24 protein-coding genes are annotated in these 24,370 nt (G+C 72.6%); 13 read left to right on the plus strand and 11 right to left on the minus strand.

Annotation, left to right across the window (positions count from 1 at the left end; translation table 11 throughout):
• Positions 1-52: 52 nt before the first annotated feature.
• The 3 genes from ACH4D3_RS37145 to ACH4D3_RS37155 all read right to left on the minus strand — a co-directional run bounded on the left by ACH4D3_RS37145 (position 53) and on the right by ACH4D3_RS37155 (position 2,824).
• Positions 53-1,009, minus strand: coding sequence for an SCO1860 family LAETG-anchored protein (locus ACH4D3_RS37145; RefSeq protein ID WP_398331933.1), 957 nt, complete (start codon positions 1,007-1,009; stop codon positions 53-55).
• 197 nt (positions 1,010-1,206) lie between these two features.
• Entirely contained in the window at positions 1,207-2,298 is a 1,092-nt protein-coding gene (locus tag ACH4D3_RS37150; protein ID WP_398331936.1) for an amidohydrolase family protein, read from the minus strand.
• A 43-nt stretch (positions 2,299-2,341) separates the two neighbouring features.
• Complete coding sequence (locus ACH4D3_RS37155; protein WP_398331939.1) at positions 2,342-2,824, minus strand: hypothetical protein; 483 nt, start codon at positions 2,822-2,824, stop codon at positions 2,342-2,344.
• 177 nt (positions 2,825-3,001) lie between these two features.
• Here ACH4D3_RS37155 and ACH4D3_RS37160 point away from each other — a divergent pair, with 177 nt between their 5' ends.
• The 5 genes from ACH4D3_RS37160 to thpD all read left to right on the plus strand — a co-directional run bounded on the left by ACH4D3_RS37160 (position 3,002) and on the right by thpD (position 7,775).
• Entirely contained in the window at positions 3,002-4,129 is a 1,128-nt protein-coding gene (locus ACH4D3_RS37160; RefSeq protein WP_398331942.1) for a pyridoxal-phosphate-dependent aminotransferase family protein, read from the plus strand.
• A gap of 329 nt (positions 4,130-4,458) precedes the next feature.
• On the plus strand, positions 4,459-4,971 hold the full coding sequence (gene ectA / locus ACH4D3_RS37165; protein WP_398331945.1) for a diaminobutyrate acetyltransferase: 513 nt from the start codon (positions 4,459-4,461) through the stop codon (positions 4,969-4,971).
• Between the two features lie 132 nt (positions 4,972-5,103).
• On the plus strand, positions 5,104-6,375 hold the full coding sequence (gene ectB / locus ACH4D3_RS37170; RefSeq protein WP_398331947.1) for a diaminobutyrate--2-oxoglutarate transaminase: 1,272 nt from the start codon (positions 5,104-5,106) through the stop codon (positions 6,373-6,375).
• A gap of 98 nt (positions 6,376-6,473) precedes the next feature.
• Positions 6,474-6,872: an ectoine synthase gene (locus tag ACH4D3_RS37175; RefSeq protein WP_003976954.1), complete on the plus strand. Its 399-nt coding sequence runs from the start codon at positions 6,474-6,476 to the stop codon at positions 6,870-6,872.
• Between the two features lie 6 nt (positions 6,873-6,878).
• A complete protein-coding gene (gene thpD, locus ACH4D3_RS37180) occupies positions 6,879-7,775 on the plus strand; it encodes an ectoine hydroxylase (RefSeq protein WP_398331950.1) in 897 nt (298 codons plus the stop codon).
• A gap of 98 nt (positions 7,776-7,873) precedes the next feature.
• Here the strand turns inward: thpD and ACH4D3_RS37185 are convergent, their stop codons facing one another.
• The 4 genes from ACH4D3_RS37185 to ACH4D3_RS37200 form a co-directional block, all read right to left on the minus strand.
• Entirely contained in the window at positions 7,874-8,968 is a 1,095-nt protein-coding gene (locus ACH4D3_RS37185; protein WP_398331953.1) for an aminotransferase class V-fold PLP-dependent enzyme, read from the minus strand.
• Between the two features lie 71 nt (positions 8,969-9,039).
• On the minus strand, positions 9,040-9,753 hold the full coding sequence (locus ACH4D3_RS37190; protein WP_398331956.1) for a DsbA family oxidoreductase: 714 nt from the start codon (positions 9,751-9,753) through the stop codon (positions 9,040-9,042).
• A 90-nt stretch (positions 9,754-9,843) separates the two neighbouring features.
• Positions 9,844-10,452, minus strand: coding sequence for a DUF1349 domain-containing protein (locus ACH4D3_RS37195; protein ID WP_398331959.1), 609 nt, complete (start codon positions 10,450-10,452; stop codon positions 9,844-9,846).
• A 38-nt stretch (positions 10,453-10,490) separates the two neighbouring features.
• A complete protein-coding gene (locus ACH4D3_RS37200; RefSeq protein WP_398331962.1) occupies positions 10,491-12,020 on the minus strand; it encodes an aldehyde dehydrogenase (NADP(+)) in 1,530 nt (509 codons plus the stop codon).
• A 131-nt stretch (positions 12,021-12,151) separates the two neighbouring features.
• Between ACH4D3_RS37200 and ACH4D3_RS37205 the strand changes: the two genes are divergently transcribed.
• From ACH4D3_RS37205 to ACH4D3_RS37240, 8 genes are all read left to right on the plus strand, one after another.
• Entirely contained in the window at positions 12,152-12,925 is a 774-nt protein-coding gene (locus ACH4D3_RS37205; protein ID WP_115741479.1) for an IclR family transcriptional regulator, read from the plus strand.
• Between the two features lie 3 nt (positions 12,926-12,928).
• Positions 12,929-13,399, plus strand: coding sequence for a GNAT family N-acetyltransferase (locus ACH4D3_RS37210; RefSeq protein WP_398331965.1), 471 nt, complete (start codon positions 12,929-12,931; stop codon positions 13,397-13,399).
• Positions 13,400-13,511: 112 nt separating this feature from the next.
• Positions 13,512-14,546, plus strand: coding sequence for a hypothetical protein (locus tag ACH4D3_RS37215; protein ID WP_398331968.1), 1,035 nt, complete (start codon positions 13,512-13,514; stop codon positions 14,544-14,546).
• Positions 14,543-15,826 (plus strand): sensor histidine kinase, encoded by a 1,284-nt coding sequence (locus ACH4D3_RS37220; protein WP_398331971.1) that lies wholly within the window; start codon positions 14,543-14,545, stop codon positions 15,824-15,826. Before ACH4D3_RS37215 ends, ACH4D3_RS37220 begins: the two co-directional genes overlap by 4 nt.
• The gene (locus tag ACH4D3_RS37225) at positions 15,823-16,482 is read left to right on the plus strand and encodes a response regulator (protein WP_398331974.1); all 660 of its coding nucleotides are present in this window, start codon (positions 15,823-15,825) and stop codon (positions 16,480-16,482) included. Before ACH4D3_RS37220 ends, ACH4D3_RS37225 begins: the two co-directional genes overlap by 4 nt.
• Before the next feature lie 81 nt (positions 16,483-16,563).
• Positions 16,564-18,018, plus strand: a complete 1,455-nt coding sequence (locus ACH4D3_RS37230; RefSeq protein ID WP_398331977.1) for a penicillin-binding transpeptidase domain-containing protein — start codon at positions 16,564-16,566, stop codon at positions 18,016-18,018.
• A 76-nt stretch (positions 18,019-18,094) separates the two neighbouring features.
• Positions 18,095-18,670, plus strand: coding sequence for a SigE family RNA polymerase sigma factor (locus tag ACH4D3_RS37235; RefSeq protein WP_398331980.1), 576 nt, complete (start codon positions 18,095-18,097; stop codon positions 18,668-18,670).
• Entirely contained in the window at positions 18,667-19,341 is a 675-nt protein-coding gene (locus ACH4D3_RS37240; protein ID WP_398331983.1) for a hypothetical protein, read from the plus strand. The genes ACH4D3_RS37235 and ACH4D3_RS37240 overlap by 4 nt, the downstream gene beginning before the upstream one ends.
• A 106-nt stretch (positions 19,342-19,447) precedes the next feature.
• Here ACH4D3_RS37240 and ACH4D3_RS37245 read toward each other — a convergent pair whose 3' ends face one another.
• The 4 genes from ACH4D3_RS37245 to ACH4D3_RS37260 all read right to left on the minus strand — a co-directional run bounded on the left by ACH4D3_RS37245 (position 19,448) and on the right by ACH4D3_RS37260 (position 24,370).
• Complete coding sequence (locus ACH4D3_RS37245; RefSeq protein WP_398331986.1) at positions 19,448-20,581, minus strand: pectinesterase family protein; 1,134 nt, start codon at positions 20,579-20,581, stop codon at positions 19,448-19,450.
• A gap of 84 nt (positions 20,582-20,665) precedes the next feature.
• Positions 20,666-22,012, minus strand: a complete 1,347-nt coding sequence (locus ACH4D3_RS37250) for a polysaccharide lyase family 1 protein (protein ID WP_398331989.1) — start codon at positions 22,010-22,012, stop codon at positions 20,666-20,668.
• Between the two features lie 51 nt (positions 22,013-22,063).
• A complete protein-coding gene (locus ACH4D3_RS37255; protein ID WP_398331992.1) occupies positions 22,064-22,870 on the minus strand; it encodes a rhamnogalacturonan acetylesterase in 807 nt (268 codons plus the stop codon).
• A gap of 129 nt (positions 22,871-22,999) precedes the next feature.
• Complete coding sequence (locus ACH4D3_RS37260) at positions 23,000-24,370, minus strand: ABC transporter substrate-binding protein (RefSeq protein WP_398331995.1); 1,371 nt, start codon at positions 24,368-24,370, stop codon at positions 23,000-23,002.

Here is a 24,370-nt window from a genome sequence, read left to right on the forward strand (position 1 = left end):
GCCCTTCCCGGAACCGGCCCCGGCCCCGGTCCCGGCCGGACCCGGCCAGGCGTCAGGTGCGCCTGCGGCGGGACAGGGCGAGTGCGGCGCCGCCCGCCAGGACCAGGGCCGCGGCTCCGGCCGCGACGTACGGCGTCGCGGAGCTGCCGCCGGTCTCGGCGAGGTCGGCCTCGGTGCGGGCGCCCTGGGCCCGCACGTCGGCCGCGGGCTCGGCGGGCTGTTCCGCGTCCTGCCCGGCCGGGGGCTCGTCGGCCTTCGCCGGGGGCTGCCCGGCCTCGTCCGCGGGAGCGGCCGGGGACTCGCAGGTCGCCCTGGCCAGGGTGACGGTGCCGTCGACCTCGGCGACGTTGAGGTCGCCGGGGTTGACGGAGACCTTGAGTTCGAGCGCGGTGGCGGCGGCCGTGCGGGAGGTGGTCTCCTCCTTCGAGAGGTCGAGCCGTACCTCGCCGACGCCGGGCACCTTCACGTCCGTCGTCCCGCCGGTCGTGAGCGTGACCTTCTTGCCGAGGACGGTCACGGGTCCCAGGAGGTTGGCGTCGGCGACCGGCTTCTTCCCGGCCTCGCAGGTCGCCGTGGAGGTGACCTCTTGGACCTCGATCACCGACAGCAGCGGCAGGCCCGGGACGTGCAGCCGGGCGCGGGCCAGCGTCGTGGTGCCCTCGCTCCTGTCGGCGGTGGCCGTCGCCTTCGCCTCGGCGACGTCGGCGCGCAGGACGCTGAACGGCTTTCCGCCGTCGACGCCGTCCAGCCGGGCGGTGAGCGCGGTCTGCTCGGCGCTCTCGGGCGCCCGCACCTCGTTGAGGGTGACCGTGAGCGGGACGTTCACGGTCTTGTTGAGCAGGGCGACGTCGAGCCCGGTGCGCAGCACGGTGGCGCTGGCGCGGCCGTGGTCGCCGGTCGCGTGGGCGGACCCCGCGCCGGCCAGGGTCGCGGGACCCGCGGCCAGGGCCGTGGCCGCCGCGACGGTGGCGAGACGGCGTGCGGGCATGCGGAAGGTGTTGCCGTTCAAGGTGGTGGGACCCCCAGTGAGACATGCGTGCGGGGCACGCATGAGCGACATGCTTGGGACCCGGACAGAATGTCCCCGCGTCCGCCGAACCGTCAGTGAACCGAGGGCACTTCACCCCTTCGTGGGGTTTTGGCGGATCTATTCGAATCTTCGTCGCATCTTCCGGCACGGGTGTTCCCCGGCGTCACTCCCGTCGGTCAACCGACGACCCGCCCGTTGAGCACGACCCGGCGCGGAGCGGTCAGCACGCGCACGTCCGCGCGCGGGTCCTGCTCGTACACCACCAGGTCCGCCGGTGCGCCCTCGTCCAGGCCGGGGCGGCCGAGCCAGCGCCGGGCGGCCCAGGTCGTCGCGGCGAGGGCCTCGACGGGCGGGATGCCCGCGGTGACCAGCTCGGCGACCTCGGCCCCGGCCAGCCCGTGGGCGAGGGCGCCGCCCGCGTCGGTGCCGACGAAGACCGGGATGCCGGCGTCGTAGGCGCTGCGGACGGTGTCGTAGCGGCGTTCGTGGAGCCGGCGCATATGGGCCGACCAGCGCGGGAACCGGGACTCGCCGCCGTCGGCCAGCGCGGGGAAGGTGGCGATGTTGACCAGGGTGGGGACGATGGCGACGCCGCGCTCGGCGAAGAGCGGGATCGTGTCGTCGGTCAGTCCCGTGGCGTGCTCGACGCAGTCGATGCCGGCCTCGACCAGGTCTCGCAGGGAGTCCTCGGCGAAACAGTGCGCGGTGACGCGGGCGCCCAGCCGGTGGGCCTCGGCGATGGCCGCCTCCACGGCGCCGCGCGGCCAGCAGGCCGACAGGTCGCCGAGGTCGCGGTCGATCCAGTCGCCGACCAGCTTCACCCAGCCGTCACCGCGCCGGGCTTCCTGGGCGACGTAGGCGACGAGGTCGTCGGGCTCGACCTCCCAGGCGTAGTTGCGGATGTAGCGGCGGGTGCGGGCGATGTGCCGGCCGGCCCGGATGATCTTCGGGAGGTCCTCGCGGTCGTCGATCCAGCGGGTGTCCGAGGGCGAGCCCGCGTCCCGGATGAGCAGGGTGCCCGCCTCGCGGTCGGTCAGCGCCTGCTTCTCGGCGACGTCGGCGGGGACGGCGCCGTGCTGGTCGAGGCCGACGTGGCAGTGCGCGTCGACCAGGCCGGGCAGCGCCCATCCCTCGACGGTGCGGACGTCGGCGGCGCCCGCGGGGCGGTCGTAGGAGATACGGCCGTCGATCACCCACAGCTCGTCCCGGACCTCCTCCGGTCCGACGAGCACCCGACCCTTCACGTGCAGCACCGCGCGATCGCTCATGCCCCGCACCCTAAAGGGTGCCCGCACACCCGTGCGGGGCCGGTCACCGGCCGCCGCCGGGCGCTGCCGCGCGGGCGCGCAGCTCGCTCGCACACCCCGCCCCGACGGCGCCCGCGACGGCGGTCAGGGCCAGGACGGCGGTGGCGGGGTTGACGTAGCCGGGGACGTCGTCGCTGGTGTACTCGCCGCCGTCGGTGGTCTCGCAGACGAAGCCCAGCGGCAGGAAGGAGACCGACTGGTCGACGACGTGGAGGGCGCGCTCCTCGTTCCCGGGTGTGCGGCAGGGCGGCGCCGGTGCCGAGCCCGCGCCGCCGTTGGACTCCATGACGGCGCCGGTCACGTGCAGCAGCCCCCAGGCGTACACCGCGACGGCGGCGGCACCGGCGAAGGCGGCGAGGGCGTGCAGCGCCGGTGCGGCGCGCGTTCCCCGGGCGCGGCGGGCGGCGAGGACACTCACGCCGTGGCCGGTCAGGCCGACGGCGGACACCGCGGCGACCACGACGACCAGCAGGAGTACGAGGAACACGGGCCCAGTCCATCAGGTGGTGATCTCTTCGGCTGTGACGGAAGCCACGATTCCGGGCGTGGGGGTGTCGCAACGGAAGCACTCCGGCGCGAGTGCCGGCGTGCGCCATGGTTACTCTCGATCCCGTACGCCGCGTACCCGCGCCGCACACCCGCCGTCACCGAAGAGAGCACCGCCGTGACCCATCCCTTCCTGGACCTCCCCCCGCTGAGCGCCGGACGTTTCGCCGCGATCGAGGACCGGGTCGCGCGCCTGCTCGGCACCGGCCAGGACGTGGTGGTCATGCAGGGCGAGGCGCTGCTGCCGCTGGAGGGCGCCATCCGCGCCGCCGCGGGACCCGGCACCGTCGCGCTGAACGTCGTCACGGGACCGTACGGGCAGACCTTCGGGAACTGGCTGCGGGACTGCGGCGCGACCGTGCACGACCTCGCCGTGCCGTTCCACACGGCCGTCTCCGCCGAGCAGATCGGCCGGGCCCTGGCCGAGCACCCGGAGATCGACTTCGTGTCCCTGGTGCACGCCGAGGCGGCGACCGGCAACACCAACCCGGTCGCGGAGATCGGCGAGGTGGTCCGGGCGCACGGCGCGCTGTTCTACCTGGACGCCGTGGCCTCGGTGGGCGCGGAGCCGGTGCTGCCGGACGCCTGGGGCGTGGACCTGTGCGTCATCGGCGCGCAGAAGGCGATGGGCGGCCCGGCGGGCGTCTCGGCGGTGTCGGTGAGCGAGCGGGCCTGGGCCCGCATGGCGGCGAACCCGAACGCCCCGCGGCGGTCGTACCTGTCGCTCCTGGACTGGAAGGAGCGCTGGATCGACGGCGGGCGCAAGGCGCTGCTGCACGCGCCGGCGCAGTTGGAGATGCTCGCGCTGGAGGCCTGCGTCGAGCGCATCGAGACGGAGGGGCCCGGCACGGTGATGGCGCGGCACGCGTCCGCGGCGGCGGCCGTCCGGGCCGGCGCGCTCGCGCTGGGCGGCCTGGAGCCGTACGTGTACGAGGCCAGGGACGCGGCGCCGGTCGCGACGACACTGCGCACGCCGTCGGACGTCGACGCGTCCGCGCTGGTGGCCCGTGCCCTGGAGTCCGACCCGGCGCTGCCGCTGGCGGCGGGCGGCGGCGCGCTGGCGGGCGAGATGGTCCGGGTCAATCACTACGGTCCGGACGCGACGCGCGGGGCCGTGCAGGGCTGCCTGGCGGCACTGGGTGCCGCGCTGGTCGAGCGGGGTGTGAAGGCCGACCCGGAGGCCGCCCGGCGGGCCGCCGAGGAGGCGTGGGAGCGGCCGGCCCGCCCCGGCCTTTCGGAAGGATGAATCAGAGGGAATTCCGGATACTCGCACAAGCAGAATTTCGGAATTTCACTCAGCGCAGCTTCCCGTATTCTTCTGCCCGCTTTCTTCGGACCTAAACACAAAGATTTCACGACTGCCGATCTTCACATTTCGGACACGTCTCGCACGGGTTACGCGATTGTGACCCGATCCACATGATGCCCGATTTGCGGCTTACGCCCCCGGCAAATCGCCTCATAGCGCCGCCGCCTCGCGCGGAAGCACGCGCCCGCGTGATAACACACGAGAGGTCCATTCGTAACCCCGTCCGGCGATGCAATTTCGAATTTCGCTGGGTAAATTCAATTTGCATGACTGCCGCGCAAGCAGACCTGCAAATCGATCGTCCGAGAGTGGCCGACGGCGCCGCCCTGTGGCGGATAGCGAAGGATTCCGAGGTCCTCGACCTGAACTCCTCGTACAGCTACCTGCTCTGGTGCCGGGACTTCGCCTCCACCTCGGCCGTCGTCCGCGACGGGCACGGCGTGCCGGTCGGCTTCATCACCGGCTACGTACGGCCCGACAGCCCCGACACCCTGCTCGTGTGGCAGGTGGCGGTGGACCGGACGTACCGTGGTCGTGGGCTCGCGGCCACGCTGGTCGACGGACTGGCGGAGCGGGTGGCCCGCGAACGCGGGATCACCACCCTGGAGACAACGATCTCTCCCGACAACACGGCGTCCCAACGACTGTTCACCTCGTTCGCCGAGCGCCGCGGTGCCCGGCTTGAGCGCGAAGTCCTGTTCGACACGGCGGTGTTCCCCGACGGGCCGCACGAGCCCGAGGTCCTGTACCGCATCGGCCCCCTGTCCGCCGGCGGCTGACCCCCTCGCCGAGCCGTCGGGGCACCCCCGACCGGGCCCGGCCCCCAGACTTCCCGGCCGGGACCACGACCGGTCCCACCGGATCCGTACGACCTTCCTCTCCCACCCTCACCCCACGAGGAGCGATTCGTCGTGACCATCACCCAGCCCGACCTCAGCGTCTTCGAGACCGTCGAGTCCGAGGTGCGCAGCTACTGCCGCGGCTGGCCCACCGTCTTCGACCGTGCGGTCGGCAGCCGCATGTACGACGAGGACGGCCACGAGTACCTCGACTTCTTCGCCGGAGCGGGCTCGCTCAACTACGGGCACAACAACGCCGTGCTGAAACGCGCGCTGATCGACTACCTGGAGCGGGACGGCGTCACGCACGGGCTCGACATGTCGACCACCGCCAAGCGCCGCTTCCTGGAGACGTTCCAGAACACCATCCTGCGCAAGCGCGACCTGCCGTACAAGGTCATGTTCCCGGGCCCGACGGGCACCAACGCCGTCGAGGCCGCGCTGAAGCTGGCGCGCAAGGTCAAGGGACGCGAGTCGATCGTGTCCTTCACCAACGCCTTCCACGGCATGTCGCTGGGCTCGCTCGCCGTGACCGGCAACGCGTTCAAGCGGGCCGGCGCCGGTATCCCGCTGGTGCACGGCACGCCCATGCCGTTCGACAACTACTTCGACGGCACCGTCGAGGACTTCATCTGGTTCGAGCGGCTGCTCGAGGACCAGGGCTCCGGCCTGAACAAGCCGGCCGCCGTGATCGTCGAGACCGTGCAGGGCGAGGGCGGCATCAACGTCGCCCGGGCCGAGTGGCTGCGCGCCCTGGCGGACCTGTGCGAGCGCCAGGACATGCTGCTCATCGTCGACGACATCCAGATGGGCTGCGGCCGTACCGGTGCCTTCTTCTCCTTCGAGGAGGCGGGCATCACGCCGGACATCGTCACCGTCTCCAAGTCCATCAGCGGCTACGGCATGCCGATGGCACTGACCCTGTTCAAGCCGGAGCTGGACGTCTGGGAGCCGGGCGAGCACAACGGCACCTTCCGCGGCAACAACCCGGCCTTCGTCACGGCGACCGCCACGCTGGAGGCGTACTGGGCCGACGGGTCGGCGATGGAGAAGCAGACCCGCAAGCGCGGCGAGCAGGTCGAGCAGCACATGATCGCCATCACCGAGGAGAACCTCGCCGACGTCAAGGAGTACCGCGGCCGCGGTCTGGTCTGGGGCCTGGAGTTCCACGACAAGGACCGCGCGGGCCGGGTCGCCAAGCGCGCCTTCGAGCTGGGGCTGCTGATCGAGACCTCCGGCCCCGAGAGCGAGGTCGTCAAGCTGCTGCCGGCGCTCACCATCACGCCCGACGAACTGGACGAGGGCATGAAGACCCTCGCCCGGGCCGTGCGCGAGACGGCCTGACCCGCACGGCACCACCCGCACTTCCGGCGCCTTCGGCCCGCGCGGCCGAAGGCGCCGGGGACCATTGCACACCCTCACCTAGGAGGCATCGCAACACCGTGATCGTCCGTTCGTTCAAGGAGTTCGAAGGCACCGACCGGCACGTGAAGAGCGCGTCCGGCACCTGGGAAAGCACCCGGATCGTCCTCGCCAAGGAGAAGGTCGGCTTCTCCGTGCACGAGACGATCCTGTACGCGGGTACGGAGACGTCGATGTGGTACGCGAACCACATCGAGGCCGTCGTCTGCACCAAGGGCGACGCCGAGTTGACCGACCGCGAGACGGGGAAGACGTACCACATCACGCCGGGCACGATGTATCTCCTCGACGGCCACGAGCGGCACACGCTCAAGGTCAAGGAGGACTTCCACTGCATCTGTGTCTTCAACCCGCCCGTCACCGGACGGGAGGATCACGACGAGAACGGCGTCTACCCGCTGCTCACCGAGGAGGTGTGAGTCACCGTGACCACGACCACGAACGTCACTGATCTCTATCCCACCCGCGGCGCCACCGAGGTGGCAACCCCCCGGCAGGACCCGGTCGTCTGGGGCTCCCCGGACGCGCCCGGCCCCGTCTCGGCGGGCGACCTCCAGTCCCTGGACCGCGACGGCTTCCTCGCCATCGACCAGCTGATCGCGCCGGACGAGGTCGGCGAGTACCAGCGCGAGCTGGAGCGCCTCACCACCGACCCGGCCATCCGCGCGGACGAGCGCTCGATCGTGGAGCCGCAGTCCAAGGAGATCCGGTCGGTCTTCGAGGTGCACAAGATCAGTGAGGTCTTCGCCAAGCTGGTGCGCGACGAGCGCGTGGTCGGGCGGGCGCGGCAGATCCTCGGCTCGGACGTGTACGTCCACCAGTCGCGGATCAACGTCAAGCCGGGCTTCGGGGCCAGCGGCTTCTACTGGCACTCGGACTTCGAGACCTGGCACGCCGAGGACGGCCTGCCCAACATGCGCACGATCTCGGTCTCGATCGCGCTCACCGAGAACTACGACACCAACGGCGGTCTGATGATCATGCCGGGGTCGCACAAGACGTTCCTCGGGTGCGCGGGGGCCACGCCGAAGGACAACTACAAGAAGTCCCTGCAGATGCAGGACGCGGGGACGCCGTCCGACGAGGGCCTGACGAAGATGGCCTCGGAGTACGGCATCAAGCTGTTCACCGGCAAGGCCGGTTCGGCGACCTGGTTCGACTGCAACTGCATGCACGGGTCGGGCGACAACATCACGCCGTTCCCGCGCAGCAACGTGTTCATCGTGTTCAACAGCGTGGAGAACACGGCGGTCGAGCCGTTCGCGGCACCGATCCGGCGGCCGGAGTTCATCGGGGCGCGGGACTTCACGCCGGTGAGGTGACCCGCATCCGATCTCGGGCAGGGGCCTTCTCGTGTGGGACGGGAGGCCCCTGCCCGATGCCGTGCCCGGACTGTGCGCGGCTGCGGACCGGGGCCGTCTCAGCCCGCCAGCACGTCAAGGAGCCGGTCCACGTCGGCCGCGGTGTTGTACACGTGGAAGGCGGCCCGCAGATTGCCCGCCCGGTCGGAGACCTGGACGCCGGCCCGGCCCAGCTCGCCCTGCCGGTGCCCGAGACCCGGCACGGAGACGATCGCGGAGCCCGGCGCGGGCACCGGTTCGTGGCCCAGCGAGCGCACTCCTTCGCGGAACCGGTCGGCGAGAGCGGTGTCGTGGGCGTGCACGGCCTCGACACCCAGTTCCTCCATCAGGGCCAGCGAGTGCCGGGCGCCGGTGTAGGAGAACAGCGCGGGGGACTCGTCGAACCGCCGGGCGGAGTGCGCGAGTTCCTCGACGGGGCCGTAGCAGCTGTCCCAGGGGTGCTCACCGGTCGCCCAGCCGCCGAACAGCGGCGTCAGCCCGGCCGCCGCTCCCAGGTCCTGCGGGACCACGAGGAAGGCGACGCCGCGCGGGCAGAGCACCCACTTGTAGCCGACGGCGGTCACGAAGTCGAAGTCGTCCGCGGCCGTCGGCAGCCAGCCGCCCGCCTGGGAAGCGTCGATCAGCGTCCGCGCCCCGTGCGCCCGGGCGGCGTCCCGCAGCGCGGCGAGGTCGGCGATCCGTCCGTCGGCGGACTGCACGGAGCTGACCGCCACGAGCGCGGTGTCCGGCCCCACGGACTCGGCGATCCGCTCCAGCGGCACGCTGCGCACCTTGAGGTCGCCGCGCGTGTGGAGCGGGTTCACGAGGGAGCTGAAGTCGCCCTCCGCGGTGAGGACCTCGGCCCCCGCCGGCAGCGACGCGGCGACCAGCCCGCTGAAGGTGGCGACCGACGCGCCGGTCGCGACCCGGGTGACGGGCACCCCCATGAGCCGGGCGCAGGCGGCCCGTGCCGCCTCGACGTCGGCGAACATGTCGAGCGGCTGCCCCTGCGCCGCGGACGCCGCCGCGTCACGCATCGCCACGAGGCTCCGGGCGGGGAGCAGGCCGGTGCTGGCGGTGTTCAGGTATGTGGTCTTCGGGGCGAACTCGGTGCGGACGAGATTCTCGAAGCTCTCCATGGCACCACTGTGCGGCCCCGTGACCTCCCCGTCCATTGCGTATTTCTACGCGGTTTCTCCAAGCATCGCTTATGAACGGCCCCTCACCTGGGCTTTCGGTCGGCCCCTCACTCCTGGGGCACCGCGCACCCGTCCGGACCGCAGGCCTCGGCGCCCCCGTCGTCGATCAGCTTCAGCGGGGTGCGCTCGCCCCACGCCTGGGTCAGCGCCTGGGTGAAGACCTCGGCGGGCTGGGCGCCCGAGACCCCGTAGGCCCGGTCGAGCACGAAGAACGGCACCCCGGTGGCCCCGAGCTGGGCGGCCTCGCGCTCGTCGGCGCGCACCTCGTCGGCGTAGGCGGCGGGGTCGGCGAGCACCGCGCGGACCTCCTCGGCGTCGAGCCCCGCGCCGACGGCCAGCTCCACGAGCCGCTCGTCGTCGTTGAACACGGAGCGCTCGTCGGCGAAGTTGCCCCGGTAGAAGGCGTCGAGCAGTGCCTCGTGCCGCCCCCGCTCCTTGGCGAGGTGCAGCAGGCGGTGCAGGTCGAAGGTGCTGCCGTGGTCGCGGTCCCGGGTGCGGTAGTCCAGGCCCTCGGCGGCGGCCTGCGCGCCGAGGTTGTCCTCACCGGCCTGCGCCTGCGCCTGGCTCATGCCGTACTTGGCGGTGAGCATCGTCAGCACCGGCTGCACGTCGTCCTTGGCCCGCCCGGGGTCCAGCTCGAACGAACGGTGCACCACCTCGACGCCGTCCCGGTGCGGGAAGGCCGCGAGCGCCTTCTCGAAGCGGGCCTTGCCCACGTAGCACCAGGGGCAGGCGATGTCGCTCCAGATCTCGACGCGCATGTCTCGGCTCTTCTCCGGCTCGTATGGGGCGGAGTCCCTCTCCGCCCCATACGTGAACCTTCAACCAGCCGCGCTCATTCCCACCCGTGTTCAGCTGCCGTCCCGCAGATCCGCGGGCCACCCCGGCCGGAACTCCAGCTGGTCGAACGTCACCGTGCACCCCTCCCCCGTCGGCGCCTGGGCCAGGAAGCCGACCAGGGCGGCGCCGGTCTCCTCCTCGTCGCCCAGTGTGAAGAGCCGCACGAAGGTCCAGCGCTCACCGTCCAGGGAGGCGTGGAAGGCGAAGGCCCGTCCGCTCCGGCTGACCCGGAACCAGACGGAGTCGCCCGCCACGGTGAAGGAGTTGCAGTCGTCGGAGTGCCCCCGGGTGACCACCGTGCAGACGGTGGGCACGTCCGGGGAGTACTCCAGACACAGCTTGGCCCAGGCCCGCTCCCCCACGTGCACGTAGAGCACCCCGGCGTCGAAGGCCCCCCGGAACCCGACCGAAACCCGGGCGATCAGCTGGAAATCCCCGTCGGGCGCCCCCAGCAACCGCGGCGCGTCGGACACGGACTCCAGCGACTCCCCGGTCGGCGGCACGAACCGGTCCTGCCGGGCCCCGGCGACCCCGGTGAGCACACCGTCGGCGTAGGACCAACGGCCGTCGGGCCCGTAGGGGCGGAGGGGAAACGGCAGTTCGGCGAGTTCAAGGCTCATGGCCTGATCATCGCAGGCCCGAAGCAGATACCTCGAAGCTACCGCTCAAGCACCCCGTTGAACCGCCGAGGCAGCCCCAGCGGATTCTCATCCCGCAACTCCACCGGCAGCAACGCCTCCGGCACCCCCTGATAGGCCACCGGCCGCAGCCACCGCTCGATGGCGGTGCCCCCCACCGACGTGGACGTCGAAGTGGTCGCCGGGTACGGCCCCCCGTGCTGCTGAGCCGCCGCCACGGCGACCCCCGTGGGCCAGCCGTTGACCAGCACCCGTCCCGCCAGCGGCGTCACCTCGGCGAGGAGAGCCGCCCCGGCGCCCTCCCCCGCCACCTCCTCAGCAGAGAGCTGCACGGTCGCCGTGAGGTTCCCCGGCAGTCGCGACAGCACCCCCCGCACCTCCCCCTCGTCCTGATAGCGGGCCACCACGGTGACCGGCCCGAAGCACTCCTCCAGGAGCAGGTCGTACTCGCCCTCCGCCGCCAGCCGCGCCGCCGGCACCGTGAGGAACCCGGCGCTGACGGTGTGCTCGCCGCCCGAACCGGGCGTCACCGGGGAGTCCACGTCGGGCAGCGCGGCGCGCTCGGCGACGCCCGCGACGAAGTTGTCGCGCATCCGGTGGTCGAGGAGCACACCGGCGTCGGTGGCGCTGACCGCGTCGGTGAGCGACTTGACCAGGCCGTCACCGGCGTCGCCCGCCGGCACGAGCACCAGGCCGGGCTTGACGCAGAACTGGCCGACGCCCAGCGTCATCGAACCGGCCAGGCCCGCGCCGATCGCCTCCGCCCGCTCCACGGCCGCCGCCTCCGTGACGACGACCGGGTTCAGCGAGCCCAGCTCGCCGTGGAACGGGATCGGCACCTCACGCGCCGCCGCCGCGTCGAAGAGCGCGCGGCCTCCGCGGACCGACCCGGTGAAGCCCGCCGCGGCGACCAGCGGGTGCTTGATCAGCTCGACGCCCGCCTCGAAGCCGTGCACCAGGCCGAGGACCCCGTCCGGGATGTCGTGCCGGGCCGCGGCCCGGCGCAGCACCTTGGCGACCAGCTCGGACAGGGCCGGGTGGTCGGGGTGCGCCTTGACGACGACCGGGCAGCCGGCCGCGAGCGCGCTCGCGGTGTCGCCGCCGGGGACGGAGAAGGCGAAGGGGAAGTTGGAGGCCGAGTAGACGGCGACGACGCCGAGCGGCACCTTGTAGCGGCGCAGGTCGGGAATGGGCGGGGTGGCCGTGTCGTCGGGGTGGTTGACGACCACGCCGAGGTACTCGCCCTCGTCGACGATGTCGGCGAAGGCCCGCAGCTGGTAGCAGGTGCGGGCGAGTTCGCCGGTGAGCCGGACCGGGCCGAGCGCGGTCTCCGCGTCGGCGGCCTCGACGAGGGTGCTCTCGGCCGCCTTCAGCTCGTCGGCGGCGCTCCGCAGGAAGGCCGCGCGGACGGTGCGGTCGGCGAGGGCGTCCCGGGCGGCGTGCGCGGCGCGGACGGCGGCGTCCACCTCCTGGGCCGTGGCTTCCACGGCGACCTGTTCACGCTGCTTCCCGGTACGGGGGTCGACACTCCAGACTGGTGCTGCTGCCACCGCGGGTCCCTCCACGTGCTCTGCACAGAAGTTGTAGAAGTTGTTCGATATACTGAACGCTGTCTCTACTGATGAATATGCTGTTCGAGACTATATCTTCAGCTTCTCGTCGAACGAAGGGGTCAAGGTCGATGTCGGCTGTCGAGACGGGGGGCGGAGCGCAGGTCAAGTCCGCGGTGCGGACGGTTGAGCTGCTCGAGTACTTCGCCGGGCGCCCCGGAATGCACTCCCTCGCGTCGGTCCAGGAGGCCGTCGGTTATCCCAAGTCCAGTCTCTACATGCTGCTGCGCACGCTGGTGGAGCTGGGCTGGGTGGAGACGGACGCCACGGGCACGCGGTACGGCATCGGCGTACGGGCGCTGCTGGTCGGCACCTCGTACATCGACGGCGACGAGGTGGTCGCGGCGGCCCGGCCGACGCTGGACCGGCTCTCCGACGACACGACGGAGACCATCCACCTCGCGCGCCTGGACGGCACGAACGTGGTGTACCTGGCCACCCGCCAGTCCCAGCACTACCTGCGGCCGTTCACCCGGGTCGGCCGCCGGCTGCCCGCGCACTCGACCTCGCTGGGCAAGGCGCTGCTGAGCACGTACACCGACGAGCAGGTGCGCAAGTTGCTCCCGGAGACCCTCCCCGCGCTGACCGAGCACACCATCACGGACCGGGAGAAGCTCATCGAGGAGCTGCGCCTGGTGCGGGAGCAGGGCTTCGCCGTGGACCGCGAGGAGAACACGCTGGGGCTGCGCTGCTTCGGCGTGGCGGTGCCCTACCGCACCCCCGCGCGGGACGCGATCAGCTGCTCGGTGCCGGTGGCGCGGCTGACGCCCGCGCACGAACAGATGGTGAAGGACGCTCTGTTCGACGCGCGGGACCGGCTGACACTGGCGACGCGTAGGCTCTGATCCATGCACATCGCACTGCGCGAGGTTCACGACAGCGATCTGCCCGTCTTCTTCCGGCAGATGAACGATCCGGAGGCCCTGCGCATGGCGGCCTTCACCCCGAAGGACCCTGCCGACTGGGACGCGTTCACGGCCCACTGGGCGAAGATCCGGGCCTCCGGCGACGTCGTGCGCACCATCCTGGGCGACGGTGACGTCGTCGGCAGCACGGCGGTCTACGGGGAGCCGGGCGAGCGCGAGGTGACGTACTGGGTGGACCGGGCGTACTGGGGGCAGGGTGTGGCGACGGCCGCGCTGCGCGCCCTGCTCGCCGAGGTCCGGGACCGCCCGCTGTACGCGCGGGCGGCGGCCGACAACACGGGCTCGCGGCGGGTGCTGGAGAAGTGCGGCTTCGTGACCAGCGCGCGGGCGCGCGGGTTCGCGGCCGCCCGGGGCGCGGAGATCGACGAGGTCGTTCTGCACCTGGCGGAATGAGCCACCGGCCGCACCGGTGGTCCGCCGGGCCGGTGCGTCTCCGCCGCGCGGCGGAGGCGGATCGTCGGTGCGCAGGACGTGCCGGAGGGGGTGCGGGCGGGAGCGTGGACGCATGACGCCGACGCCCGCCACCGCCCCGCCCGCCACCGCCTCCGCCCCGCCCGCCCCGGCTCCGCCCGCGGGGCCCACCCGGCCCCGGCGGCTGCTGCGGGCGGTCGCCGTCGTGGCCTGTCTGCCGTACCTGGCGCTCAAGGCCGCCTGGATCGGCGGCAGCCACCTCGGCATCCCGGAGGGCAGCTCGCTGCTCGACCACCGGGTCGCCCTGATCGTCGGCAACGGGGTCTCCGTCCTGCTGGACAGCTGCGTGATCGTGCTCGCGCTGGTGCTGACCCGGCCCTGGGGGCGCCGGGTGCCCGCCTGGTCGCTGGCGTTCCCGGTGTGGGTCGCCACCGGGCTGCTCGCGCCGATCATGGCGGGGTATCCGCTGCAACTCCTCGCGCGGGCGGTCACCGGCGGGGTCGCCACGGCCGCCGATCCCCGGCGGGAGCCCTTCCTGCACGAGTGGGTGTTCGGGGTCGTGTACGGCGGGTTCATCGTGCAGGGCCTGGCCCTGGGCGCCCTGTTCGTGCTCTACGCCCGGGACCGCTGGGGGTGGTTGTGGCGCGGACGGACGCGGGACCTGCCGGCCGCCGTCACCGGGGGGACGCCGCGAGCCGTGACCGCCGTGGCCGCCGTGCTCGCACTGTTCCCGCTCGCGGTCCGGCTGCTGTGGGCCTGCGGCTCCACCGCCGGGCTCGGTGCGGACCGGGCGGCGGACCGCACGAGTGACTTCTACGTGCTGGAGGGCCTGTACGTCGGCTTCCTCGTCCTGGCCGTCGCCGCCGGCCTGCTGCTCGCCTTCCGCCGGGCCCGCGGCCTGCCGGTCGCCGTGCCGCTCGCCGCGGCCTGGGTCTGCTCCGGTGCGGTGGCCTGCTGGGGCGGCTGGATGCTGCTCGCCTCCCTGATCGGTCCGGACGAAGGCGGCGACCGCCCGGCGCGGTTGATGATCCTCACCTACGCTGCCCAGATGACCGTCGGCCTGCTTCTCGCCGCCTCGGGCGCGCGCTTCCTCGCGGGGCGGTCGGCCGCCGCCCGCGTCCGGCCGTGACCGCCCTCGCCCGGTCGCTGTTCGGCCGGCGGGCGCGGCTGAGGTGGATCCACCTGATCCTCGGCGGCGCGCTCGCCATGCCGTACGTCCTCGTCGGCTCGGTCGTCGTCGGCCCGGTCGCCGGGGGCGCGAACGTCTTCGGTTCGCTCCGCCTGCAACTCGCCTCGTTCGCCCTGGGCCTGCCGCTCGCCGCCCTCACCTCGCTGTTCCCGCTGACCCGCCCGCTGGAATCGGGAGTGGTGCGGTGGCTGTGCGGTGTGGAGGCCGACCGGCTCGCCTACGGGCCCGCCCGGACGAGGGGCGAGAAGGGGCGCACGGCCGCCTGGTTCACGCTGCATCTGGGGGCCGGCGGGATCGTGGCGGGGATGTCGCTGGCGGTGCCGCCGTTCGCGGGCACGCTGATCGTCCTGCCGTTCGTGCCGGCGCTGCGCGAGGGGCGGCTGGGGCTGCCCGGCTTCTTCCAGCACACCTGGGCGCTCGTCCTGTCACCGCTCGCGGGCGCCGCCATGCTGGTCGCGCTGGCCGGCTGCGCCGCCGCCTGCGGCACGCTGCTGGCCCGCTGGGCGCCGGACCTGCTCGGCCCGTCCGCGGCGGACCGGGTCGCGGCCGCCGAGGCACGCGCCGCCGACCTCGCCGTCCGCAACCGGCTCGCGCGGGAACTGCACGACTCCGTCGGCCACGCGCTGAGCGCGGTCACCCTCCAGGCGAGCGCCGCCCGCCGGGTCCTGGACACCGATCCGGAGTTCGTCCGCGAGGCGCTCGCCGCGATCGAGGACACCACCCGTCGCACGGTCGGCGAACTCGACGCCGTACTGGGCGTCCTGCGCGACGGCGAGGCGCCCGGCGACACACCCGGCGACCCCTGGGACACCGCGCCCGCGCCGACGCTCGCCGCCGACCTCGACGGCCTGCTGCGCCGCACCCGGGCGGGCGGACTGCGCGTGGACGCCACCGTCGCCGCCGTCGCCACCGACCCGCGGGCGCTGCCGCCGCCGGTCTCCCGCGAGGCCTACCGCATCGTGCAGGAGGGGCTGAGCAACGCGCTCAGGCACGCGGGTGAGAAGGTCGCGGTGACGCTGCGCGTCGAGGTGCTGGACCGGCACCTGAGGATCACCGTCGAGAACCCGGTCGGCTCCGTCCCCGCCCCGCGCCCCGGCGGCGGCCACGGCCTGCGCGGCATCGCCGACCGGGCCCGGCTGCTGGGCGGAGCGGCCGAGGCGGGCCCCGAGGGACCGGTGTGGCGACTGCACGTCCGACTGCCGCTGAAGGGAACCGCGTGACCCACCCGCCGATCCGGATCGTCCTCGCCGACGACGAGCGCATGGTCCGGACCGCCCTGCGCGCCATCCTGGCCGCCGAACCGGATCTGGAGGTCGCCGGTGAGGCCGCCACCGGTGCCGAGGCCGTCTCCGTCGTGCGGGAGGTCCGGCCGGACGTGGTCCTGATGGACGTCCGCATGCCCGGCGTCGACGGCATCCGCGCCACCGAGCAGATCCTCGCCACGCTCGCCGACCCGCCCCGGGTCGTCGTCGTGACCACCTTCGAGAACGACTCCTACGTCTACGACGCCCTGCGCGCCGGTGCCGCCGGCTTCCTGCTCAAGCGCGCCGACGCCGACACCCTCGTCGGGGCGGTGCGGCTGGTGGCGCACAGCGACACGCTGCTGTTCCCGTCGGCGGTGCGGACCCTGGCGGCCGAGCACGCGCGCGCGAACCCCGCCCGGCCGGCGTGGGTGGCGCGGCTCACCGGACGCGAGGGCGAGGTGCTGCGTCTGATGGCGACCGGGCTGACCAACGCGGAGATCGCCGGGCGGCTGGGGGTGGGTCCGGCCACGGCGAAGACCCATGTGGCGTCGGTGCTGGCGAAGACCGGCGCCCGGGACCGCACCCAGGCGGTGATCCGGGCCTACGAAGCGGGCTTCATGAACACGCGCTGAGAAGCATGAGAAAGATGAGAAAACGGGGCACACGGGAACGACCGCCGCCCGCCCGTTCGTCCTGTCAGCGGGATGAACGGGATGAACAAGACGATCAGGCGCGCCTCGGTCCTCACACTGCTCCTGGTGTTCGCTCTGCTGGTCAGGGCGACCTGGGTGCAGTTCTACGAGGGCCGGGCGCTCGCCGACGGCAAGGACAACCGGCGGAACGCGATCCAGACGTACGCGGATCCGCTCGGGAACATCATCGTGGCCGGCCGGTCGGTCACCGGCTCGGCGCCGACGAAGAGCGGCGACCTCGCGTACAAACGCACGTACGAGAACGGGAAGCTGTACGCGGCGGTGACGGGCTACGCCTCGCAGGCGTACGCGCCGACCCAGCTGGAGGGCGTCTACCAGGACGTGCTCAACGGCACCGACCCGCGGCTGAAGACGGTGATGGACACCGTCACCGGCACCCGCGCCGAGCCGGGCAACGTGGTGACGACGATCGACCCGGCCGTGCAGAAGGCCGGGTTCGAGGCGCTGGGCGACACCAAGGGCGCCGCCGTCGCGATCGACCCGAAGACGGGCCGGATCCTCTCGGTCGTGTCGACCCCCTCGTACGACCCGACGTCGCTGACCGACGCCAACACCGCGGGTGCGGCCTGGGAGAAGCTCACCGGCGACCCGGACAAGCCGCTGACCAACCGGGCGCTGCGCCAGCCGCTGCCGCCGGGCTCGACGTTCAAACTGGTCGTGGCGGCCGCCGCGCTGGAGAACGGACTGTACGGCTCGGTGGACGAGAAGACCGACAGTCCCGACCCTTACACCCTGCCGGACACCACGACCGACCTGACCAACGAGAATCCGAACGCCCCCTGCGAGAACGCCACGATCCGCACCGCGCTGCAGTACTCGTGCAACAACGTCTTCGCGAAGATGGCCGTCGACCTCGGCCAGGACGAGCTGCGCGCCATGGCGGAGAAGTTCGGCTTCAACGACGCGTCGCAGGACGTGCCGGTCCGGGCGTACACCAGTGTCTACCCGAAGGACATGAACCGGCCGTCGACGGCCCTGACGGGCATCGGCCAGTTCGACGTGACGGCGACCCCGCTGCAGATGGCGATGGTCTCCGCGGCCCTCGCCAACGGCGGCGAGCTGGTCTCCCCGCACATGGTGTCGCAGGTCACCGACAGCGGCGGCGACGTCCTGGAGGACCACACCGACCCGGACTCGAAGCGGATCGTCGGCTCCACCACCGCCGAGCAGCTGCAATCGGCCATGGAGACCGTCGTCGAGGACGGCACGGGGTCCAACGCGCAGATCTCCGGAGCGACGGTGGGCGGCAAGACGGGCACGGCCCAGCACGGCGAGAACAACAGCAAGACGCCGTACGCCTGGTTCACCTCCTACGCCAAGTCCGACTCCTCGGACAAGGAGGTCGCGGTGGCGGTCGTCGTCGAGCAGTCCGACGCGGCCCGCAGCGAGGTCAGCGGCAACGGCCTGGCGGCCCCGGTGGCCAAGGCGATGATGGAGGCGGCGCTCAACGGCTGACCCCGCGGGGGTCGTTCGGGTTCGGTCTGCCGTACGGTGTCCGGCATCCGGGAAGCCGCTGCGAGGAGAGCCCGCCGTGGGGACAGTCGTGGACGACGACGCCGCCGCGGAGTTCCGCGCCTTCTTCGAGCGCCACTACGCCGAACTGGCCCGGCTCGCCCACCTGCTGACGGGCGAGCCGGACGCCGCCGACGACCTCGCGGCGGACGCCCTGCTGGCCCTGTGGCACCGCTGGGACCGGGTGCGCGCGGCCGACCACCCGGTGGCGTACGCGCGCGGTGTCGTCGCCAACCTCGCCCGTACCCGCGTCCGGACCGCCGTGCGCGAGCGCAGACGCGTCGCCCTGTTCTGGTCGCAGCGCGAGGAGCGGACGGAGAATCCCGACGTCGCGGGCGTGGTGGACGTGCGGGAGGCGCTGCGCCGGCTGCCGTTCCGCAAACGGGCGTGCGTGGTGCTGCGGCACTCCTTCGACCTGTCCGAGAAGGACACGGCGCTCGCCCTGGGCATCTCGGTGGGCACGGTCAAGAGCCAGACCTCGAAGGGGGTGGCCGAACTCCAGCGGCTGCTCGGCACCCGGACCGCTCCCCGCGCTCCCGGGCAGGTGCGCGCGGCGATCGCGCACAGCGGTGAGACCGCGGGAGGGACCCGGTGACCGGGCGGCGGGAGGCGGACGAGCGGCTGCGTGCCCGGCTGCACGAGGCGGCCGGGGCGCACGAGCCCGACCGGGCCCGGATCCTGGCCCGGGTCGAGCACGGCATGACGGCAGGTGACCGCGGGCCGGCCCGCCCGCCGCTGCCGGGCTGGGTACGGGTGGCCGGTGCGACGGCGGCCGTGGCGGGGGTCCTGGTGGCCGGTGGTCACGCGGTCGCCCCGGCGGTGCGGGGCGACGCGCCCGCGCAGCGCCCGGCCGCCACCGCACCGGCGTCGCGCGAGCCGGGCCCGCTGTGGTCGGGCGGTGCGGTGGACCCGCACAGCAACGAGTTCTGGGCACAGAGCAACATCACCCTGGGCACGAGCGCCCCGCTCACCGCGCTCACCGTCGAACTGCGGGTGGCGCAGACGGGTTCGGTGACCTCCACCGGCGCCTGGCGGTCGCTGCCGGAGGACGACTTCGCGTTCACGGTCGGCGAACGCGCGGGCTTCCTCGTCTACCGGTGGACGCTCAAGGAGGGCCGTACCGTCCCGGCCGGCGAGTGGGTGTTCGCCGGCCAGTACAACCACGAGCGCGGTGGCCGGGACGCGGGCGGCGACCGCTACGCGGCGACGGCCACCGCCGCGTCCGGACGGTTCACGGTCCGGGGCGGCTTCACCCCGGGCGGCTGAGCGGGCGGCCGGCTACTCGACGAAGTACGTCGGGTTGGGCAGCTTGTACGTCTGGTCCGCGTAGCCGCCCTGGAGGTCGGAGTACTGGTCGGGGACGGCGGGCCGGTCAGTGCCGCCGGTCGTACGGCCGCCAGTCGCCGAGGTATGCCTCGCGGGTGTGCGCGGCGGCCTCGGCGCGGGTGAGCTGGGGCCGGTTGTCCGGGACGGTGGCCGCGGCGCCGGGGCCGGTGTTGCGGTACTCGCGAAACCGCTGCTCCTGCCAGGGGTACGCGTCGCGCATGTTGGCGTACGGCGCCACCGCGTCGATGCCCGCGCCGAGGTGGGTCTCTCGCACGGTGAGCATCGGGCGGGCGGTGGTGTCGGAGCTGGGCACCCAGGGGCGGGCCAGCTTGTAGTAGCCGTCGGGGGCCTCGCTGCTGACGCGGCCGCGGGTCACCAGGTAGCCGCGCGGGTTGGCGCCCGCCGTGGAGGGCGCGAAGACGAAGCCGTACGGGGCGGCGTCGAGGTCGGTGCGGACCAGGGTGCGGAAGTGGCAGTGCTCGTACACGGCGGTCGCCCGGCCGAAGACGAAGTCGACGTCGCCCTCGACGTAGCAGCGCTCGTAGTACTGGCGGGCGAAGAGGGAGAGGTCTCGGCTGTCGGCGTAGAGGGTGTCCTGGTGGCCGAGGAAGCGGCAGTCGTGGAAGGCGGACCGGTCGCCCATGGCCTTGATCGCGACGGCCTGGGTGCCGGTCCAGTCGGGCCGGTCGGCGCGCAGCCAGTCGTTGGCGAAGGTGAGGGCGCGGGCGGTGAAGCCGTCGGCGCGCACGGTGGTGGTGGCGGACCCGCTGGTGCCGAGGGTGCCCGAGCCGTCCGGCTTGGGGGTGCCGGCCGCGTTGTCGTACACGATGACGGCGTCGCGCGGGTCGCCGGAGGCGCCGATCCAGGTGGCCCCGGTGCGGTCGGCGTCGACGGAGACCGTCTCGCGGTAGGTGCCGGGGGCGAGGACGAGCGTCCAGCCGTCGCCCGCGGCGGCGTCGACGGCGCTCTGGACGGAGGTGAAGTCGCCGCGGCCGTGCGGGTCGACGTACAGGGTCCTGGGTGTGCGGCGGGCGGCCGGTGAGCCGTACCGGCCGAAGGGACGCGGGTGCGGTCGGGTGCCGGCGACGGCGGGGCCGGCTGCCGCGAGGCCGAGGGCGGCGCCCGCGCCGGCGGTCGCCAGGAGGAAGCCTCTGCGGGACGGGGCGGCTGGTCGGTGCATGCGGGTGCTCCTTCGGGAGGGACGGAGACGGCCGGGGCGGGCCGGGGCGGTGCGGGCGCCCCGGCCCGGTTCGGGGGAGGGAGGTCAGCGCAGCCGGCCGGCGCCCGCGCCGTGGTCGACGACGAAGGGGACCGCCCGGGACGGCAGGACCTTGGTGCGCAGCGAGGGCGTCCAGCCCGCGCCGGAGCGGAGGAGCGCGTCCGGGTTCTCGGCGTTGTGGGCGGCGATCAGGTCGACGGTGCGGCCGTTGACGCGGTTGTGGGCGGCGCTGAGCGGCGAGTCGTTCCAGCGCTTGAGCACCTTCGCGGGGCTGACGCCGGCCGGCAGGGTGAAGGCGTTGTGCTCGGCGACGAGCGCGGACTCCTTGCCGACGCCGAAGCTGTAGGCGTAGTCGTCCGAGGCGACGAAGTGGTTGTTGTAGACGTCGACCTGGCCGAAGCGGACGCGGGGCGCGCGCTCGACGAGGTTCTTGAACAGGTTGTGGTGGAAGGTCGCCCTGAGGTGGCCGCGGTCGACGGCGGCGGTGGACTCGCTGTCGCTGTTGCCGATCAGGATGGTCTTGTCGTGCTCGGTGAAGACGTTCCAGGAGGCGGTGACGTAGTCGGCGCCCTTGACGATGTCCAGTTGGCCGTCGTGCTGCTGGTAGAGCATGCCGAAGTAGGTGGGCGCCGCGCTGTCGGGGTGCTCGCCGTCGGTGAAGGTGTTGTGGTCCAGCCAGACGTGCGTGGACCCGTACACGACCGCACTGTCGTACTCGGAGTTCCAGTTGCCCTTGTCCCCGTCCGTGGGGTCCCACTGCGGGAAGCAGTCGACGGGGCTCTCGAAGGCCAGGTTGCGGACGATGACGTTGTCCACGTCCTTGATCTGGAGGCTGGCGCCCTTGAGCGCGGCGCCCCGGCCGACTCCGACGATGGTGGTGTTGGAGGGGACGTTCGCCTTGATGGACCGGTCCTGCTGGGCGGCGGAGACCCGGCGCAGGCCCTCGGGGCTGTCGTCGGGCTCGGCGCTCAGGTCGGTCTCCATGCCCCAGTTCTCCGGGGAGTACTTCTCCAGGTAGGCGTCGAAGTCGTAGCCGGGCGCGGCGAAGGCCTCGCAGCCCTCCGAGACGGCGTCGACGGTGCCCTTGACCTTGATGATCCTGGGCGCGGTGCCGTCGGCGGCGAGGGCGGCCTTGAACTCGGCCCAGGTGGAGACGGTGTACACGTGCTCCGCGTCGGCGGCGGCCCCGCCGGTGGTGCCGGTGCCGTGCGAGGCCCAGCCGTCTCCGGCGGGCAGCGTCTGGCGGGCGGTGTCCCGGGGGTGGTGGTGCCCGGGGCGGGCCTGGGCCGTGGCGGCGGTCAGGCTCAGCACGAGGGCGGTGCAGCCGACGAGCGCGGCGGTTCTCTTCGCGTCATGCTTCGTGGCATGCCCATGCCATCTCTGGGTGCTCATGGTGCGGCTCTCCCTTGTTCTCGGGGTGTCGGGGTAAAGGTGTGCGGGGTGTTACGCGGTGGCCGGTTCCGGCCAGCTGATCCAGGACCCGGGGATCTCCTCGTCCAGCCGGCGCACGTCCCGGTGCGCCAGTACGCGCCCGCGCAGCAGTTCCCGGGCGACGAGCCGGGCGACCGCGATCGCGCCCGGCGGGTTGAAGTGGGTGTTGTCCTGCTCGGTGGCGGTCCAGTTGAAGTACGCCTTGGTTCCCTCGACGCCGAGCCGCTGCCACAGCGCGAGCGACAGCGTCTGCACGTCGAGCAGCGCCACGCCCTCCTGGCGCGCGAGCGCCCGCATCGCCGCCGGGTACTCCCCGTGGCTGGGCACGGCGTTCCCCTCCGCGTCGAACCGCCGTCGCTCGACGGGCGTGGCCAGCACCGGCCGCGCCCCGCGGGCCCGCGCCCCGTCGACGTACCTCCGCAGGTAGTCCTGGTACGTCGTCCAGGGCTCGGTGTAGCGGGCGGGGTCCTCGTCCTTCTCGTCGTTGTGCGCGAACTGGATCAGCAGGAAGTCACCGGGCCGGATCGCGCCGAGGACGGCGTCGAGCCGCCCCTCGTCGACGAAGCTCTTGGAACTCCGTCCGTTCACGGCGTGGTTGGCGACCTCCAGCTCCTTGCGGAGGAAGAAGGGCAGGGCCATCCCCCACCCGGTCTCGGGCGCGGCGTCGGCGTACTTCTGCGCGGCGGTGGAATCCCCGGCGATGTAGAGGGTGCGGGGATGGTGGCGGCGCCCGCCGGCTTGAGCGGTGCCGGTGGCCGCGAATGCCAGGGGAATGGCGGCAACGGCGGCTGAGGCGACTTGCCTTCGGCTGAGTGACACGCCGGTCTGCCTTTCAATGAGGGGCCGGGGAGAAACGCCTAGGGGCGCGGGGAACTGCGCGACAAGCCGGGGACGGCCCGCGGCCTGCGAACCACAGACCGCCCCACGGCGATTTCCAGCTCAGGGCGTTCAGCCCATCTGCTCCGTCCACTCGGCCTGCGCCTCATTCAGCTTCTCGGCCAGCCCGTCCAGGAAATCCTTCGCGCTCATGTCGCCCAGCAGCACCTTCTGGAACCCCGGCTCGCTCTCCGACTTGGACAGCGTGTTCCAGTCCGGCAGGTAGTACGGCAGCTGGACGATGGTCGTGGACCCGTCGTTCAGCGCCTGCGCCGCCAGCTTCGTCGGCTCCGCCTTCTGGATCCACGCGTCGTTCGCGGCCTCGGTGCTGGACGGCACCTGCCCGGCCGACTCGTTGAACTTCGAGTTCTGCTCCTTCGACGTGGCGAACTCGATGAACTTCCAGGCGGCCTCCTTGTTCTTCGAGCTCTTGAACATGCCGAGCCCGTCGACCGGGTTGGACACCTGGACCCGCTTGCCGGAGGCGCCGACCGGCTGCGGGATGCCGCGGAACTTGTCGACGCCGAGCGCCTTCACGTGGTCCTGGTAGGAACCCAGGTTGTGGTTGAGCATGCCGATGGTGCCGGTGTCCCACTGGGCGACCATCTTGGCGAAGTCGTTGTTGACGTCGGCGGCCGGCGTGACCTTCTTGTAGAGGGCCGCGTACTTCTCCAGCGCCTCGACGTTCTTCGGATCGTTGACGGTGGTCTTCTTCTTGCCGGCGTCCCAGAACGAGGTGATGCCGGACTGCCCGTACATCGCGTCGAGCGCCTGGGCGATGGAGCCGGAGCCGCCGCGGATGGTGTAGCCGAACTCGTTCTTGCCCGCGTCGGTCAGCTTCTCCGCGGCGGCGTAGAACTTGTCCCACGTCGTCGGCGCGTCGAGACCGGCCTTCTCGAACAGGTCGGTGCGGTAGTAGAGGACGCCGTTGTTGGCGGAGGTCGGCATCGAGTACAGGGTGCCGTCGCCGCCGCCGGCGGCCTTCAGGGACTCGACCATGTCCTTGTTGAGCTTGTCGCTCAGGGGCGACTTGGCGAGCCGCCCGTCCAGCGGCTCCAGTGCGCCCTGGGCGGAGAAGCCCGCGAGCATCGACGCCGTCACACCGCCGACGTCCGGCAGGCCGCCGCCCTGGATGGCGGTGTCGACCTTGGACTGGTACTCGGTGGCGGCGATGCCGACGTACTCCACGTCGATGTCCGGGTTCGCCTTCTCGAAGTCGGCGATGATCGTCTTCCAGACGGCCGTACGGATACCGCCGTTGTTGTCCCAGAAGGTGATCTTCCCCTTGCCGCTGCCCTCGGCCCCCTCGCCGCCGCCCGCGCCGCTGCCGTCGTCACCGCAGGCGGTGGCGGTCAGCGCGAGCACGGCCCCCAGGGCGACGGCGGCGGACGTGCGGCGCCTGACTGTGCCTTTGTCTCTGCTGCTGAGCATGCTGATCCTCAT

This window comes from Streptomyces sp. NPDC018026, assembly GCF_044327745.1.
In the GTDB taxonomy this organism is placed as follows: Bacteria; Actinomycetota; Actinomycetes; order Streptomycetales; family Streptomycetaceae; genus Streptomyces; species Streptomyces rubrogriseus.